We start from the raw sequence: 16,683 nt of genomic DNA on the forward strand, positions 1-16,683 counted from the left end.
ATTTACGGGGAACAAGGAAGAAATAAATCGGGAACAAGGAGAAAATTTATCGCAAACAAGGAAGATTTTTTGCGAAACAAGGAGTATTTTTTGAGATGGAAGGAATCACAAAAAATAGAGTAATTTAATAATGAAAAACAATGCCTGCGTACTAGAGATCTAAAGGAAGATGGACGAGGCATTTTAATAATAATAATAAGTTTAATTCTAATAAACAAAAAACTATGAAAGTAAAATTAGTAGTGAGAACAAACCCGAGGAAGCAAGGCGACCCAGGAAAATGGTATGCAAACCCAGTAAATGCAGGTAAGAAGACGATGCACGATATAGCAAAGGATATCGCAGGGCGTTCGTCTTTGACACGTGGTGACATTGAGAATGTACTGTTCAACTTTATAGACCGCCTTCCCAGTTATCTACGTGATGGCTTTAGTGTGCAATTGGGCGAGTTTGGTACGATGCGTCTGACTTTATCGAGTGAAGGGGCTTTAACCGAGAAAGCATTTAAGACTGAGACTATCAAACCTCGAATAACATTTACACCAGGTGTAGAGTTGAAAGCTGCCTTGCGTGACAACTCCTACGAAACAGCGAAAAAGAAGGAGGAAACAGGCACGGATAAGAAAAAGGAAGACAAGAAAAAGAATGAAGGAGGAGGCCCGGTAGCAGGACAAGAGTGAGGGATAATATTGGGCTAATAAGGTTAATGGGACTAATAGGGCCAATAAGGCTAATAGGACTAATAGGGCTTAAGGCTAATAGGGCCAATATTCAAGAAAGAAAAAGTTCGGTTTTAATAATACTGAATTGATTAATTTAGTTTTAATTATGTTTCCAGCGGGAAGGCATTGATGTGATATCAATGACGATACATCGGTAATTTAATTTTCGTTTCTTGCCCCCTGTCACCATTGTTGGTGTTAAGGGGCAAGTTTTTTCTTTCTGTTTTCATAGATAGACAGATAACTATTCACATGTGTTTGGATTTCATGGTGGTGCTTCCTATGAGGGAAGGTAAGGGGGACTTATTTCTCCTCCATTGGTACACAGCACCAGCGAGAAACTTTGAGCATTACACCTATACCTGGGATTTCTTTTAAGAGATAATACTTCTTACTTGAGCGAACTAATCGCCCAGTCATTCCCTTTAATGGTCCAAACTTAACAAGAACCTCGTCCCCAGCTTTCATTTGTGCCTCGTCTGAAGAGAGGAACTTACGCATCGTTATCTCTGGATTACACATCAAACGGAACTCATACATCTGGTCGTGTGGGATAAGAGCATACTCTTGTGAATCCTTAGCTTTCTTTACAACGCTAATCTTATAGTTGGCTTCTTGTACAATCTTCTGAAATGAAATGTCTTCTCCAGGTTTCTTAACAAAGATAAGATTACGAACAACAGGGCGAAGAACAGTGTGTGGTTTACCGTCTCGTCCCTCAATGTCAACATATTGTTCTGGAACGAAACATTCCAAGTTATGATTTGTAAAATAGGTTCTCACCTCTTCAAGTTTCAGTGTGAATAGTTTCACAGCATACCACGGTGCTCCGTCGTCGATGACTTCATCTGTATAGCTTGTCGCCTTTGTCATAGTAAAGTACAAGATTTTTTATTTGTTAGATGTGTAACCAATTCGCCATAATCTTCTTCCCATCAGGTGTTAAAACACTTTCTGGGTGGAACTGTATACCATATATATTATGTGTCTTATGGCGTAATGCCATGATGAATCCCTCCTTGCTCTCGGCGATAACCTCCAAGCAATCAGGAAAGTTGGTCCTTTCTACGACCCAGCTATGATATCTTCCCACAAGAAAATGTTTTGGAAGACCGTCAAACAAAGGGGTATCAATGACTTGTGTTGTTTCTGTTGTCACACCATGAAAGACATCAGGCAAATTCTTCAACTTTGCTCCGAACACTTCGCCAATAGCTTGATGGCCCAAGCAAACGCCCAAGATAGGTTTTACGCCAGCATACCGATGAATAACATCCAATAGTAGGCCAGCTTCAGAAGGGACCCCAGGACCAGGACTCAAAACGATACGGTCGTAAGCATTCAAGTCTTCAAGAGCAAACTGGTTGTTGCGAACTACCGTCACATTAGCTCCCAACTCCTTTATGAGATGAACAAGATTGTAGGTAAAAGAATCGTAGTTGTCAATGATAACACAATTTGTTTTCATTCGTGTCTCAACCTTTTAATCGATAAACCTTACTTTATCTTTTCAAGAAAGTCCTTCAGTAATGCAATGTCCTTTACTGCTGGTGCGCTCTCAAATTTCTCGTTTACACTGATACCATAGAACAGAGGGTGGGAGAGTGTTTTGATATTCTCAATATCTTCAGCACCAATATTCCCACTTACAAGGAAAGGAACTTTCCCGTCATACGCTTCCAAAATGCTCCAATCCTTTAGATTCTCTTGGATGTCAAAGAGGAAATAATCAACCTCTTCTGCATATTCCTTGTATTTCTCAATGTCCTCACGCTTTGTAATGACAATGCGCTTCATAATCTTTATTCCTGCATGAATGTCTGGGTCAAGGGTACGGCGAAGATTATCAATCATCACCATACTTTCTTCTCCATTAAGTTGGACAACATCAAGATCGAAGTTAACAACGCGTGTAACAATATTTTGTGGCATGTCATCAGCAAAGACTCCACAAAGAACAGGACCTTTTTTCTGTTGGGATAGTTTGTCTGAAGACAGGTCAGAAAGGCTACTATAGTCAGGAATTATCCCCGCACATGATGCTATTTGACTCACATAACGTTCGCTGTTAGGAATGAAATCCAATCCTATCCAGTCTATGCCAAGTTGAGAAACCTCGTGAATATTGCGGGCATCACGCATGCCACATACCTTTATAATCATATAGATATAAAATTCTCAAATACTTTTAGGCTACAAACTTACATAAAATTATCGAATTATGAGCCTATGGGATGGAGAAAAGCTTGTATCATTAAGGGAAAGATAGGTAAAAAGGAGCAATGCAAGAGTATTCTGATAGAATTAATACATATAAAGAAGAAATATTCTTGTAAAGAGATATAATAATATCTAATTTATATCGTTTAGAAGATATAATAACTCTCAATAAAACATTTCCAGCCTATGGTTAGAATATTTACTTCAGAAGAACTTAAGCCGTCTGAGAAGACGCTTAACCTCATCCGACAGATAGCTTATACCTATCGGGTAATTAAAGTTAATGGAAAAATGCAAACCTTTTGCTTGAACTAAGTCTTATATGGAAACAATAGTATCACCTTCTCTACTCTCTGCTAATTTCCTTCATTTGGATAAGGAGATTGAAATGATTAACGAAAGTGAGGCCGATTGGCTCCACATGGATGTTATGGATGGTGTCTTCGTCCCTAATATCTCTTTTGGATTCCCTATACTCGATGCTGTCGGAAAGGTTTGTAAGAAGCCTATGGATGTTCATTTGATGATTGTTCATCCAGAGAATTATATTCAACAGACCGCCAAGTCGGGTGCTGCAATCATGAATGTCCACTATGAGGCATGTGTTCATTTACATCGAACGATACAGGCTATTCACGATGCAGGGATGAAGGCGGGTGTAACCCTTAATCCTTCAACACCTGTCAATGTACTTGAGGATATCATTGGCGATGTAGATATTGTTCAGCTCATGAGTGTTAATCCTGGTTTCGGAGGACAGAAATTCATTGAAAGCAGTATTAAGAAGGTTCAACGTCTTCGTCAACTGATAGAGCGTGGAGGTAGCCAAGCCTTGATAGAGGTAGATGGCGGAGTGCAAGTTGACACTGCCCCTCGTTTAGTAGAGGCAGGTGTCGACATTCTCGTTAGTGGTAGTTATGTCTTTAAGGCAGCTGACCCAAAAGCAACAATCCACTCTCTCAAGCAGTTGCATAGATAATTATAAGGTATAAAGCGACCCTCGCTTGTTTCAACTACATTGTAGAGAAACAAGCGAGGACCATTTTATAATTAATTCAAAGAGGTGTAAATCTTTATGCTAACTGTAGGTTCACCTTGTGTTCGCGAACCATTCTTCTTAGGTTGAAGATGGCATAACGCATCCGCCCAAGGCTGGTATTAATGCTAACACCTGTAGTTTCAGCAATCTCCTTAAACGACATCTCTTGATAGAAACGCATAAATACAACTTCACGCTGTGTAGCAGGAAGAAGATTCATCATGCGCTTTACGTCAGAGAGTGTCTGGCTGTTAATGAACTGACACTCAATGTTGTCAATGACAGTATCGTCACCACCAACATTGGATAGGTCGTTGTCTTTGGGTGCATCAATCACCTTGTCAGCACGTTGTGCACGATACCAATCCATGATAACGTTATGAGCGATACGCATAATCCATGCAGAGAACTTACCAGTTGGTGAGTATCTTCCCTGTTGCAACTTCGTTATAATCTTTACGAAAGTCTCTTGAAACAAGTCATCAGCAGCATCCCTATCATGCACAACGAATAGAATATACGAGAAGAGTTTCGACTGATTGCGTGACAGCAACAGGTCGAACGCATCGTTGCTTCCTTCAATGTATGACAATGCCAACTGCTCGTCGGTCATCTCATTCAGTTTCTTCATTTTTAATTCTCTTTCTTATGAAGTAGAAGTGTGTCGATAGGCTTTTCTAACTTTTACAATTATTTGGTGTTGCAAATATAATCATTTTTCTCTTTTAGAGCAAATGTTTCATATAAAAAAGTCATTCGTCAAGCCATTCAATGGCCAATATATGCTTTTTTATACCAGGTATTCCTAAGTATTTCTGTTTAATACCTAAGAATGCTATCTGCCTCCCATAGTTTTGTGGATTACTATCTAAGGCAATGTTTTCTTTCATTTGCTTGTTAACCATCTGAATGGATATAACCTTATCAGGGTCTGTTTCTTCTGGGCTATCAGCCAGCAAGATAGCCGTATTATACGAGAATGGAGGTTCCCATTCGGCTTGTTTGATACTTCGTTTACATGCGCCAACGATATAACCCTGTACCCAGACAGCTTTGTCTCCAAAGTTTCCTTCGATGAACTCTTCCACACTATAGACTGTCTCGTCGTCGACAGGCGATGAAGAAGGTGTTTCTTTCTCTGTTTCTTCTTCCTGTTCATTCTCAGAGGGTAGAATTGTTTTGCCACAACCAGATAGGTAGATTATGGCTAATAGTAAGATGAATAGCTTATTCAGTTTCATAGACTTAGGTTTAAAAACTGGTACAAAGATAAGTAATCATTTGTTACTTGTCAAGTAAATCAGTATTTTTCTGATTGAAGAGGAGTCTGTGCTACAGGTGACTCTAATTCTTCTAAGATACAAGAAGTAGACTACGAATTAATCTAATTAGTCGAATAAAAGTGGAAGTAAATATGAGTTAGAAGCTATGAAAGGATGAGGAACTAAAATAGAGAAGGGAAAGTATCAATTTATACGAATTTAGTTTTAATGTTAGTTGCTGTCATTTTAACATTTCCTCGTATTGCCTTGTAAATAAGTTGTTTAGCTCTTTGAAAGTGATGACAGATATGACAGGAAACTTCGTTTCTACTTTTTTCGTCTATACAGAATATGGGGAACATTCGCTAAGGATTTATTTGAGATGATAAAAAAGAGGTTGGTGCAGGAAGCTACCAACCTCGAACATGATTTAGCAGAATATCTAAATCAATGAAAAACACATCGCAAATATAGGGCAAATAATGTAATAAAGCAAATTTTACCAATAAAAAAAGATGTTTTTAACATTGTAAGCGCACACACGTGTTTATGTAAACTTTGCTTATACATGTCGAGGTGGATAAATAAATACCTATACTTTGATTAATAATTGCATATATCATAATTATTATCTATATTTGCATTGTATTTAAATCTTTATATTAATTAAACTAATTTATTATGAATCGAATTTTACGCTTTGCTTTTGTAGCAGCATTAACTGCTGTTAGTTCTTTATCTTTTGCTCAGAATACTGTGACTTTTGAGGCTGGTCAAGATACTGCTGATGGACTAACAATTGAAAAAGAGGGAGTAACCATTACTCTTACTATTGGTAAATTGAATGAAAGTCAATCTTATCGTCTGTATAAGAATGCCACAACCACGATTTCTTCATCAAGTGCAAATATAGTGAATGTAGCTTTTATATGTGATAAAATCAAGTATGGTAAGAAGATATACTTAGGTGATGGCTTTGATTCATCTATGACTGGTTTGACAATTTCAGATGATAAAGTTAATGTAACATGGGCAGGAGATGAAAAGTCAGTAGAGTTTAAGACTCCTGGTCATCAGGTACGTGTTAAGAAGATAACTGTTACTTTGAAGAGTGCCCCTACAGGTATAAAGGAAATCCATAATAGTGAGGTTAATGAGAATACACCAATCTATAATCTTGCTGGTCAGCGTGTAAGTAAGGATTATAAAGGCGTAGTTATACAGAACGGTAAGAAGTTTGTTAGGAAATAGATAGGCTATCGTACTGTTGGGTAATTATCTTCTGTATAAAGTCGACCTTGACATCTGTCGATATGGAGGATACCATCTATGAATACTTCTCTTAATCTCTAATTGATAGATAAAGGGATTGTACAGGTGGTGTTGCTGCTTGATACATGTAGTGTACATGTTGAATACCAACAATTTTGCAGTTCCGATATATTGATTGATAGAGGTTACAAAAGTAATAGGAGTACTTTTTTCTCTCCTTTCCCTTCACCGAAAGGAGGGACATAATTAGTGAGGTTACCCCAATGAAGGTAGCCTCACCTCTGACTCCTCGTAGATTGTAACGGGGAGGAGAAGGTGAGCTTGCTTCTATAAGGTGGCTGATAAAAGGAGATAGGACGCTAAACGTGTAGGAAGAAAAGATTGCTTAATTTCGGTAATCACTATCATCACTGTTTGGAGAGAGGATAGGGGGGAGAGAAGAAGATGCCCTTCTTCATTCAAGAACATGCCTTTCTGGGCTATAGAGGACGCCCTTCTTGAGGCAAGAAGGGCGTCTTCTTGGAGGCTGTGCGTAATAGTCTGATGTGTTGGATGTTATAAGCTTGTTTTAGTGAGATATATCATTCCTATTTTGAAGGAGACAAACTCGATGATGTGTAATGTTTTTTTATGGTGATAATGTTACCTTCTAAATGTGAGAAGAGCGTTTGAAGCATCACTCGAAAAGTTGGTTGAGTAGGTGTATTCTACCTAAAATGCCATGTAATATAATGGTAGGGTAGGAACTGTAAATGGTTAGGAAAGGGTTTTACCTTTTCTATGCAAAGATGATATTGATTACTCATAAAGAGAAACCTCAGGTGCGTTTGCTAAGTAAAAATCAGTCCAGCAGCGTAATCTCTTTAGTATAAGCGAATAGCAAAGGACCCCTTTTACTTGTTCTGTCATATAAAAAACGCCAAAGAATAGACATACTCTTTGGCGCTTTAATCTTATCTTGTCCTAAGTTTAGAACTCACTTGTAAAGTGGAAACGGATATGTTCAAAGTCTTGTTGTGCCATACTTAGCACGTAACCAGAGTCTGCGAGGAAGACATCACGCCCCTCAATATCCTTAGCCATATACTGGTATTTACGCTTCTTAAAGTTCTCTAACTCTGCCTCATCATCAGCCTCAATCCAGCAAGCTTTGTAGAGGTGTACTGGTTCCCAACGACATTTCGCATTGTATTCATGCTCCAATCGATACTGAATAACCTCAAACTGAAGCTGTCCAACGGTTCCCACGATACGACGGTTGTTGAATTGATTGACGAAAGACTGTGCGACACCTTCATTCATCAGCTGTTCGATACCTTTTTGGAACTGCTTAGACTTCATTGGATCATCGTTCTCAATATATTTGAAAAGTTCTGGAGAGAAACTTGGCAGACCACGGAAGTGGATGTTTTCTCCCTCAGTTAGTGTGTCACCAATCTTAAAGACACCACCACTATCAGGCAGACCAACGATGTCACCTGGGTAAGCCTCCTCTACAGTACTCTTACGTTGTGCCATAAACTGAGTAGGGGAGGAGAAGCGCATCGTCTTCCCATTACGCACATGGAGGTAAGGTTGGTTGCGTTGGAACTTACCCGAACACACCTTACAGAAGGCAATACAACTGCGATGATTAGGGTCGATATTGGCTGTAATCTTAAAGATGAAGCCAGTAAACTTTGGTTCAGTAGGTTCTACAACACGTTCTTCAGCGTTAGTAGGACGTGGACTTGGGGCTATTTCAACGAAGCAATCGAGTAATTCTTGTACACCAAAGTTATTCAATGCAGAGCCGAAGAACACTGGTGCAACCTCCGCACGACGATAAGCCTCGACGTCGAAATCAGGATAAACACTATTTACTAATTCGAGGTCGTTGCGTAGCTGTTCAGCAAACTCAGCACCTACTTGTTCGTCCAAGTCATTCGAGTTGATGTCTACCTCAACCTTTTCGGTCACACGCTGTTTGTTCGGTGTGAAGAGGTTCAGCTGCTGCTCGTAGATGTTATACACACCCTTGAAACGCTGACCCTGACCGATAGGCCATGAAAGCGGGCGTACACTAATCTTGAGTTCTTCCTCCAATTCGTCTAACACCTCGAACGGGTCGCGACCTTCACGGTCCATCTTATTGATAAAGATGATAACAGGTGTGTTACGCATACGGCACACCTCCATCAACTTACGTGTCTGTGCCTCCACACCTTTGGCTGAGTCGACAACGATGATAGCTGAGTCAACAGCTGTCAGAGTGCGATAAGTATCTTCTGCAAAGTCCTGGTGACCAGGCGTATCGAGGATATTCACTTTATAATCTTTGTAGTCGAACTCCATCACAGAGGTCGATACAGAGATACCACGTTGCTTCTCGATATCCATCCAGTCAGACGTAGCCGTCTTACGTATCTTGTTGCTCTTCACCGCACCAGCAACCTGAATCTGACCACCAAAGAGAAGGAACTTCTCAGTCAAAGTAGTCTTACCGGCATCTGGGTGAGAGATAATGGCGAACGTTCGCCTGCGTTCTATTTCATTCATCTGTATTATGTTCTTTGGGAGTAAAAGTCTTGTCTACAGTTGGTTAAGCCAAAGCCGACTATTTCCCCTTTATGTTTCCAAGGAAGATGACGGCTTAACATTATCTCATCCAACTTATTTCTTCACTCCTATTGTTTGTCTTGTTCCTGTAAGCCTTTCATGCACTTCTTAAGAGAGTCAACCCAATATGGAATCTTTATGCCGAAGGTCTCTTTTATCTTAGTCTTGTCGAGGACCGAGTAAGCAGGACGTTTAACAGGAGAAGGGAACTCGTCGCTGTGGCAAGGAAGGATGTCACATGCTGTGTTACCTGCAAGTTCTGCAATCTTAATGGTGAAGTCATACCAGCTACATACACCCTCGTTAGAGAAATGATAGATGCCATTATTCCCCTCATACTTGTGGTTCTCAACGATATTGAAGATAGCATCTGCTAAGTCGCCAGCGTAGGTAGGAGTACCACACTGGTCGAATACAACCTTCAACTGTGGTTTAGTAGCAGTGAGATTCATCATCGTTTTCACGAAGTTATGGCCGAACTCACTGTAAAGCCATGCTGTACGAAGAATAATATAGTTGACACCAGTCGCCTGAATCTTCTCTTCCCCATGTAGTTTTGTAAGGCCATAAACACCAGTAGGAGTACCCTTCATGTCCTCTTTGCAAGGAGTGTTGTAAGGGTCGCCACCGAAGACATAGTCAGTACTGACATGAACAAGCAAGCCACCCACCTCTTTCATAGCCTTTGCGAGGTTCTCTGGGGCAACGGCGTTGAGTAGTTCAACAATCTCGCCAGCAGTCTCAGCTTTGTCTACATTGGTCCATGCAGCGCAGTTGATGATACATTCAACCTTATTGTCATGTACCATCTTGCGGATATCCTCCAAATTAGTAATATCCAACTTAGTATATCCTTCACATACATCAGTGAAGATATAGTGGTCTTTACTCTGCTTAGAAACAAGCTGTATCTCGTTGCCAAGCTGTCCGTTAGCTCCTGTAACTAAAATATTCATACGCTATCTCCTTTATTCTTCGCCGAAGTCTAATCCTTCAGTCTTATCTTTTATGTAATAGTCAGATAACATACCAATGAAGGTTGTTATCTCGTTAAGTGCACGAGTTGTCTCTGGTGTAATTTCTTTCTTCTGCAGACGAAGCATCATCACACCATAGAGGAGGTCGAAACAAGTCTCTATCTCGCTCTTTCCTAACTGTGCTGCAACGGTCTTCAGGCGTTCGTCATTCGTACGAGCCATCTTGTCTGCTGTGCGCTTAGTCTTACCTCTTAGTTCAACAATGAAAGGCAGAACACGATAGTACTCAGCGGAATAGAAAGGGAACTTAGACGATTGCAGTAACTGTGCGTGTAGTTCTGTCAAATCCTGCATGAGCACCTTATTAATCTGCAGATGTCCACCTTCACGGCAACCCTCTTGGTTCATCATACGAACAAGGTCGCCAAACCAGTCTTCCTCTTCCTCTTTTTGCTCGTCAGTATATTGGAATTGGTCGATATATTCTTTACGGATTCGTGTCAATGAACAGCCGTATGCACGGATAGTATCTTCTATCTGCCACATGTAAAGCAGGTATTCTGCTATGCTCTTTTTTCTTAATTCCTTCGCTACAAACATAATTATCCTTTCTCCATTAATCCGTCAATAGTTGGTAAATGATAGAGATTAAACACTGTTCCCAAAAGCATAATGATAGAGAACAGGATGACGACAGCACCTATCACCTTATTTATAATAAGGATACCATTGACATCGAACTTCCCTCTAATCTTGTCTATCAGCCATGACAAACCATACCACCATAGCAACGCACCAGCTGGGACACAGGCAAAACCAATAATCATCTCTAATGGACGATTAGGTTGTACGAATGCAAACTGTGCGTATGATGCAATGAAAAGAAAGATAATCAAGGGATTAGAAAGCGTTACTAAAAAGGCTGTAACACCATTGTGGAAGAGTGAACCCTTCTCCTTTCCGCTTTGGTGAGCTTTCTTCATCGGGTCTGATTTGAAACAATATACACCGAAAAGCAGCAGTAACACGCTTCCTGAAATCTGTAAGATCAACTTGTAGGTTGGATTCTCTAAAGGAGCCATGATAAAGCTCATGCCTAATCCAACAATCAAAGCATAGATTGTATCACTGATGGCAGCACCGATACCTGTTATAAAACCATACCAACGCCCCTTGTTTAAAGTGCGTTGTATACATAATATTCCAACTGGACCCATGGGAGCTGACGCTATAATACCAATGAGTAATCCCTTAAAGATGAAATCCAGTATATCTAATTGAATAGGAAATTGCATGCTTGTTATTTTGGGTGCAAAATTGCAAAAATAATACGAGATAAGCAAATTTACCTAACAAAACTTTGTGGTATTCTACTTTTTTCATAACTTTGCCCATAGTATATTCAAACTAAAAACTTATTATGTCATGGACGTAACAGAGCAGAAGCCAGTTGTAACTGGATTGGAAAAGCCATTTGTAATTGGCTTGGACTTAGGAGGAACGAATGCTGTATTCGGTGTCGTAGATCAGCGTGGTCAGGTACTTGCCACCAATTCTATTAAAACACAGGCTTATAAGACAGTCGACGATTTTGTAGAGGCAGGTGTAGAGGCAATACGCCCTCTCGTTGCTAAATATGGTGGAATAGGTCAGTTCCGTGCTATGGGTATTGGTGCACCTAATGGTAACTTCTATCGTGGCACGATTGAGTTCGCACCAAACCTCTTATGGGGACACGATGGCGTAGTGCCATTGGGAGATATGTTCTCACAGAAGTTGGGTATTCCTGTTGGTCTTACCAATGATGCGAACGCTGCTGCTATCGGTGAGATGCAGTATGGTGTGGCACGTGGCTTGAAGGATTTCATCATGATTACCCTCGGTACAGGCGTAGGTTCAGGTATTGTTATCAATGGTCAGATGGTCTATGGTTCTGATGGCTTTGCTGGTGAGTTGGGTCACGTGATTATGGTTCGCGGAGAGAAGGGGCGTACTTGTGGTTGTGGTCGTACAGGTTGTTTAGAGACTTACTGCTCTGCAACTGGTGTTGCTCGTACCGCTCGTGAGTTCTTGCAGAATAGCAAGGAGGACTCTTTGTTGCGTGAGTTGAAGCCAGAAGATATTACATCTTTGGATGTTTCTATTGCTGCTGGTCGTGGCGATGCACTTGCTAAGCGTGTTTACGAGTTCACTGGTAATATGTTAGGTGAGGCTTGTGCTGACTTCGCAACTTTCTCTTCTCCAGAGGCTTTCATCTTCTTTGGTGGTCTAACTAAGGCTGGTGATTTGTTGATGGAACCTATCATGCGTTCTTATAAGGAGCATGCTTTGGAAATCTTCAAGGATAAACCAAAGTTCTTGGTAAGTTCGCTTGACGATGCTGCAGCAGCCGTTCTTGGTGCTTCAGCTATTGGTTGGGAATTATAATATAAGGTATATAGTTTCGGCTTCTATTAGGTGGTGCGTATGGCTATCCGCTTAATAGAGTGTGAAACGAAATGTACATAATGTAGGGACAAACACCCTTGTCAGTCTTTCTATATTAATAGGTAGAACTGACTTACGAGGATGTTTGTCTTTTTTTTGTTTGTTATCCATATCCTTGTTTTCGTGTGATATATCTTTAGTAAGGGTATAGCTATGTTATAAAGAAGAGCAAGATAAAGGACAACTTATTGGTAGTAAGGATTTGTTCTACCACAAGTAAGTTTATAGAAGAGTCTGCTTTTAGGGGTTCCTCCGAACATTAATCACTCTTTGTAGACTTTCTTTTTATAGTTTTTGTTTTGTGTTCTCGTTTTTTTAATCTAACTTTGCGAATACTTATAATACTTAGAAAGAAATAAAAAGGACAGAAGATGAAACAGGAAGACGACATCAAGAAAGCGATTGAAGTGATGAGAAAGGGTGGTATCATTCTTTACCCAACTGATACAGTGTGGGGTATAGGTTGTGATGCTACCAATGCGGAAGCTGTAGCAAAGGTATATGCCTTGAAACGCAGAGACGATTCGAAGGCTCTTATTTGCTTAGTTGATTCTGATAACCGACTTCAGCGTTATGTTCGCAACGTTCCTGATGTTGCTTGGCAGTTGATAGAAGCTGTTGAGAAACCAACAACATTGATTCTTGATGGTGCTGTTAATCTTGCCCCAAATCTGATAGCAGAAGATGGCTCTATAGGTATTCGCATTACAAAGGAGCCCTTCTCACATGAGTTATGCTATCGATTCCAGAAGGCTATTGTAAGTACTTCGGCAAATGTCAGTGGTGAACCTGCTGCGCAGAATTATCGTGATATCTCACAGGAGATTCTTGATGGTGTTGACTATGTTTGTGAGTCAAGACGTCAGGAACACAAACCACATACTCCATCCAGCATTATCAAATTGGCTGCTGATGGCGAAGTAAAAGTTATAAGGAAATAATTGAATAGATAGATGAAAGTATCAGGTAGTCAGGAGATTATTTCTCGACTTGATAATTGGCGAAAGAATCATGTTTCCAATCGCGAGTTAGTCTTAGTACTGGCGTTTGCTATTGGTCTTCTTGCTTCATTGGCAGCATATATTCTTCACTTTATCATCAAATTGATAGAGGAATTAGTAACCTCTGGTTTCGATGTTGCAACGATTAACTGGCTCTATCTCATCTATCCAATCGTAGGTATTTGGCTGACAAGTCTATTTGTTAAGTATGTTGTACGTGATAATATCTCACATGGTATTACGCGTGTCCTCTATGCTATTTCTACGAAACAATCTCGTTTGAAAGCTCATAATACTTGGTCGTCTATCGTTGCTTCTGCTATTACGATTGGTTTTGGTGGTTCGGTAGGAGCAGAGGCACCTATTGTGTTGACGGGTTCAGCTATTGGTAGCAACCTCGGACGTATCTTTAATTTAGATAATCGCACACTCATGCTTCTTGTGGGTTGTGGCGCAACGGCGGCTGTATCAGGTATTTTCAAGGCGCCAATAGCAGGATTGGTATTTACATTGGAAGTGTTGATGGTCGATTTGACTATGGCTTCTCTTTTGCCGATATTGATTGCATCAGTGACGGCAACGTGTTTCTCCTATTTCTTCACAGGTGGTTCGTCAATGTTTCATTTCCAAATGGATAACATCTGGGGACTTGACCGTGTACCACCGACTATCTTGTTAGGTATCGCTTGCGGTTTTGTATCACTCTACTTCATGCGATTGATGTCATGGTGTGAGAATGGTTATGGGAAACTTTCTTCTAAGCCTTATCTGAAACTGCTTGTGGGTGGCTTGGTACTTTCTCCACTTATTTTCCTCTTTCCTTCTCTCTATGGTGAAGGCTATGATAGTTTGAGATTGTTTATAGAAGGAAAGACAGAAGCCGACTGGATGCAAATCATGAGTGGCTCTATGTTTGCAGAGAAGTCAAATTTCCTCCTGCTTTATGTGGGCTTAGTTGTCATGACGAAGGTTTTTGCAACCAGTGCAACAAATGGTGCAGGCGGTTGTGGTGGAACCTTTGCGCCTTCTTTGTTCATCGGTGGTTTTGGTGGTTTCTTCTTTGCTCGTTTTTGGAATATGCAGCAACTTGGTGTTTATATTCCAGAGAAGAACTTTACGCTCTATGGTATGGCAGCTGTGATGTCGGCTGTGATGCATGCACCTTTGACGGGTATCTTCCTGATTGCCGAGCTAACAGGCGGTTATCAACTCTTCATCCCATTGATTATCGTGACTATCAGTTCTTATCTTACGATAAATATCTTTGAACATCATAGTATATATGCTGTTCGTTTGGCAAAGCAAGGTAAACTTCTCACACACCATACAGATAAGTCTATCCTCACTTTGATGAGTATGGATAAGATTATCGATCATGACTTTACATCTGTCGGACCTGATATGGAGATGGGAAAACTTATTCATGCTATCAGTTCAAGTCGCAATGATTATATTCCTGTGCTCGATGAGTCTCGTAAGTTATTAGGTGAGATTTATATTAACAATCTACGACATATTATCTTCCGTACTGAACTTTATCACCGTTTCCATGTAAATCAATTGATGTCGCCACCAGCGGCAATGCTCGGTGTCAACGACCCAATGGAGGATGTGATGAAGACTTTTGAACGTACGGGTGCACAGTATTTACCTGTTGTGAATATTGATAGCCAGTTGGTTGGCTATATCTCTCGAGCTCGTCTTTATAGTATGTATCGTCAGTTTGTAGCAGATTTTAGTGCAGAATAAATAGGTATCTGCCGTCTCTTACTTATTATCTCACCTCTTGTTAAATTCCCAAAGATAATGAAAAAAGAAAATATACGTATTGTTTTCATGGGTACTCCAGAGTTTGCTGTGGAGTCGTTGAAAGCATTAGTTGAGAATGGATATAATGTTGTAGCTGTAGTCACACAGCCTGATAAACCTGTTGGACGTCATCAAGAACAGCTGCAGCCATCACCGGTGAAACTCTATGCACTTAAACATAATTTGCCTGTTTTGCAGCCTGTAAAGATGAAGGATGCTGATTTTATAGAAGAGTTGCGTTCTTATAAAGCTGATATGCAGGTGGTTGTAGCCTTTCGAATGTTGCCAGAGATAGTGTGGAGTATGCCTCGCCTGGGTACGTTTAATGTACATGCAGCCTTGCTCCCGCAGTACCGTGGTGCTGCTCCTATCAACTGGGCAGTTATCAATGGTGAGACCGAGACAGGTGTGACGACCTTCTTCCTTGATAAAGACATAGATACTGGTCGCATTATCCTTCAAAAACCATTTGCTATTCCTGATACAGCTGATGTTGAGTATGTCTATGATGGCTTGATGTATTTAGGTGCAAAGATTGCTATGGAAACAATCGATCTCATTGCATCTAAATTGCCTGAAGATAGTTTGGATAATGTTGATTTCTCTGCAGTTCTTGATGGCATAAGTGCTCCTCAGGTGTGTGAAGATGCTGAATTACATCATGCACCGAAGATATTCAAGGAGACATGCGAAATCAATTGGAACCAGTCTGCTAAGAAAGTTTATGATTTTGTGCGTGGGCTTAGCCCTTATCCAGGCACTTGGAGTACACTCTGTTCTATTGAAGACAATGGAGTAAAGCCTTTGATTATGAAGGTTTATAAGACGGCTAAATCCGACCGTGCATCTGTAGGTACCCCTGGTACACTCGTTGTAGAAAAGACCCGTCTCTATGTCAATACGTCTGATAACCTCTTGGAGCTTCTTGATATTCAGTTGACAGGTAAGAAACGAATGGATGTTCGCTCGTTCTTAAATGGGTTTAAAGAGATAGAGAAGTATCGTTTTTAGACAGAATGACATAAAGACATATTGCTTTAATGACATATTTTGTTGTTTGGAAAGGAGTTAAGTATAGGCTATCAGACAGAGCTACATAAGATATCTTAACTCACAGCCTACACGTCCCATATTAAAATATGACATTAAAGTAATACGTCATTATGTCATTCTGTCTAAACTATTGCATTCAGTCTCATTCTGTCTTCCCTTAGAATATGTCATAAAAGTGATATGTTTTTATGTCATTCTGTCTTCCCTTAAATTATGTCATTAAAGTAATACGTCTTTATGTCA

Annotated in this window: 16 protein-coding genes; 7 read left to right on the top strand and 9 right to left on the bottom strand. The window is 40.3% G+C overall.

The features are described 5' to 3' along the window. Positions 1-224: 224 nt before the first annotated feature. The gene (locus CHB62_RS05840; protein ID WP_089366072.1) at positions 225-680 is read left to right on the top strand and encodes an HU family DNA-binding protein; all 456 of its coding nucleotides are present in this window, start codon (positions 225-227) and stop codon (positions 678-680) included. Positions 681-1,025: 345 nt separating this feature from the next. Here CHB62_RS05840 and CHB62_RS05845 read toward each other — a convergent pair whose 3' ends face one another. The 3 genes from CHB62_RS05845 to CHB62_RS05855 are packed head-to-tail and all read right to left on the bottom strand — an operon-like array spanning position 1,026 to position 2,885. Beyond that, the gene (locus tag CHB62_RS05845; protein WP_089366073.1) at positions 1,026-1,595 is read right to left on the bottom strand and encodes a UpxY family transcription antiterminator; all 570 of its coding nucleotides are present in this window, start codon (positions 1,593-1,595) and stop codon (positions 1,026-1,028) included. A 25-nt stretch (positions 1,596-1,620) separates the two neighbouring features. Continuing rightward, positions 1,621-2,190 carry an anthranilate synthase component II gene (locus CHB62_RS05850; RefSeq protein ID WP_089366074.1) on the bottom strand — a complete coding sequence of 190 codons (570 nt, stop codon included), beginning with the start codon at positions 2,188-2,190 and terminating at the stop codon, positions 1,621-1,623. A gap of 29 nt (positions 2,191-2,219) precedes the next feature. Next, on the bottom strand, positions 2,220-2,885 hold the full coding sequence (locus CHB62_RS05855; RefSeq protein WP_089366075.1) for a phosphoribosylanthranilate isomerase: 666 nt from the start codon (positions 2,883-2,885) through the stop codon (positions 2,220-2,222). A 379-nt stretch (positions 2,886-3,264) separates the two neighbouring features. On the opposite strand from CHB62_RS05855, the gene rpe reads away from it, so the two are divergent. After that, a complete protein-coding gene (gene rpe, locus CHB62_RS05860; RefSeq protein ID WP_089366076.1) occupies positions 3,265-3,921 on the top strand; it encodes a ribulose-phosphate 3-epimerase in 657 nt (218 codons plus the stop codon). 94 nt (positions 3,922-4,015) lie between these two features. On the opposite strand, the gene CHB62_RS05865 is transcribed toward rpe, so the two are convergent. Further along, positions 4,016-4,612 carry a sigma-70 family RNA polymerase sigma factor gene (locus tag CHB62_RS05865; protein ID WP_009011851.1) on the bottom strand — a complete coding sequence of 199 codons (597 nt, stop codon included), beginning with the start codon at positions 4,610-4,612 and terminating at the stop codon, positions 4,016-4,018. Between the two features lie 121 nt (positions 4,613-4,733). After that, positions 4,734-5,222, bottom strand: a complete 489-nt coding sequence (locus CHB62_RS05870) for a DUF6359 domain-containing protein (protein WP_089366077.1) — start codon at positions 5,220-5,222, stop codon at positions 4,734-4,736. Positions 5,223-5,924: 702 nt separating this feature from the next. On the opposite strand from CHB62_RS05870, the gene CHB62_RS05875 reads away from it, so the two are divergent. Further along, entirely contained in the window at positions 5,925-6,494 is a 570-nt protein-coding gene (locus CHB62_RS05875) for a hypothetical protein (protein ID WP_089366078.1), read from the top strand. A 990-nt stretch (positions 6,495-7,484) separates the two neighbouring features. Here the strand turns inward: CHB62_RS05875 and CHB62_RS05880 are convergent. From CHB62_RS05880 to CHB62_RS05895, 4 genes are all read right to left on the bottom strand, one after another. After that, positions 7,485-9,053 (bottom strand): peptide chain release factor 3, encoded by a 1,569-nt coding sequence (locus CHB62_RS05880; protein ID WP_089366079.1) that lies wholly within the window; start codon positions 9,051-9,053, stop codon positions 7,485-7,487. A gap of 128 nt (positions 9,054-9,181) precedes the next feature. Further along, on the bottom strand, positions 9,182-10,069 hold the full coding sequence (gene rfbD / locus CHB62_RS05885; protein ID WP_089366080.1) for a dTDP-4-dehydrorhamnose reductase: 888 nt from the start codon (positions 10,067-10,069) through the stop codon (positions 9,182-9,184). Positions 10,070-10,081: 12 nt separating this feature from the next. Beyond that, positions 10,082-10,690, bottom strand: a complete 609-nt coding sequence (locus CHB62_RS05890; protein ID WP_089366081.1) for a DUF4924 family protein — start codon at positions 10,688-10,690, stop codon at positions 10,082-10,084. Positions 10,691-10,692: 2 nt separating this feature from the next. Beyond that, on the bottom strand, positions 10,693-11,385 hold the full coding sequence (locus tag CHB62_RS05895) for a LysE family translocator (protein WP_009011857.1): 693 nt from the start codon (positions 11,383-11,385) through the stop codon (positions 10,693-10,695). A gap of 130 nt (positions 11,386-11,515) precedes the next feature. Between CHB62_RS05895 and CHB62_RS05900 the strand changes: the two genes are divergently transcribed. The 4 genes from CHB62_RS05900 (at position 11,516) to fmt (ending at position 16,398) form a co-directional block, all read left to right on the top strand. Beyond that, positions 11,516-12,517: an ROK family protein gene (locus CHB62_RS05900; protein WP_089366082.1), complete on the top strand. Its 1,002-nt coding sequence runs from the start codon at positions 11,516-11,518 to the stop codon at positions 12,515-12,517. A 431-nt stretch (positions 12,518-12,948) separates the two neighbouring features. Further along, positions 12,949-13,518: an L-threonylcarbamoyladenylate synthase gene (locus tag CHB62_RS05905; protein WP_004361264.1), complete on the top strand. Its 570-nt coding sequence runs from the start codon at positions 12,949-12,951 to the stop codon at positions 13,516-13,518. Between the two features lie 12 nt (positions 13,519-13,530). Beyond that, entirely contained in the window at positions 13,531-15,327 is a 1,797-nt protein-coding gene (locus CHB62_RS05910; RefSeq protein WP_089366083.1) for a chloride channel protein, read from the top strand. A 57-nt stretch (positions 15,328-15,384) separates the two neighbouring features. After that, entirely contained in the window at positions 15,385-16,398 is a 1,014-nt protein-coding gene (fmt, locus tag CHB62_RS05915; RefSeq protein WP_089366084.1) for a methionyl-tRNA formyltransferase, read from the top strand. Positions 16,399-16,683 lie beyond the last annotated feature (285 nt).

The sequence above is a fragment of the Prevotella jejuni genome (assembly GCF_900187995.1).
In the GTDB taxonomy this organism is placed as follows: Bacteria; Bacteroidota; Bacteroidia; order Bacteroidales; family Bacteroidaceae; genus Prevotella; species Prevotella jejuni.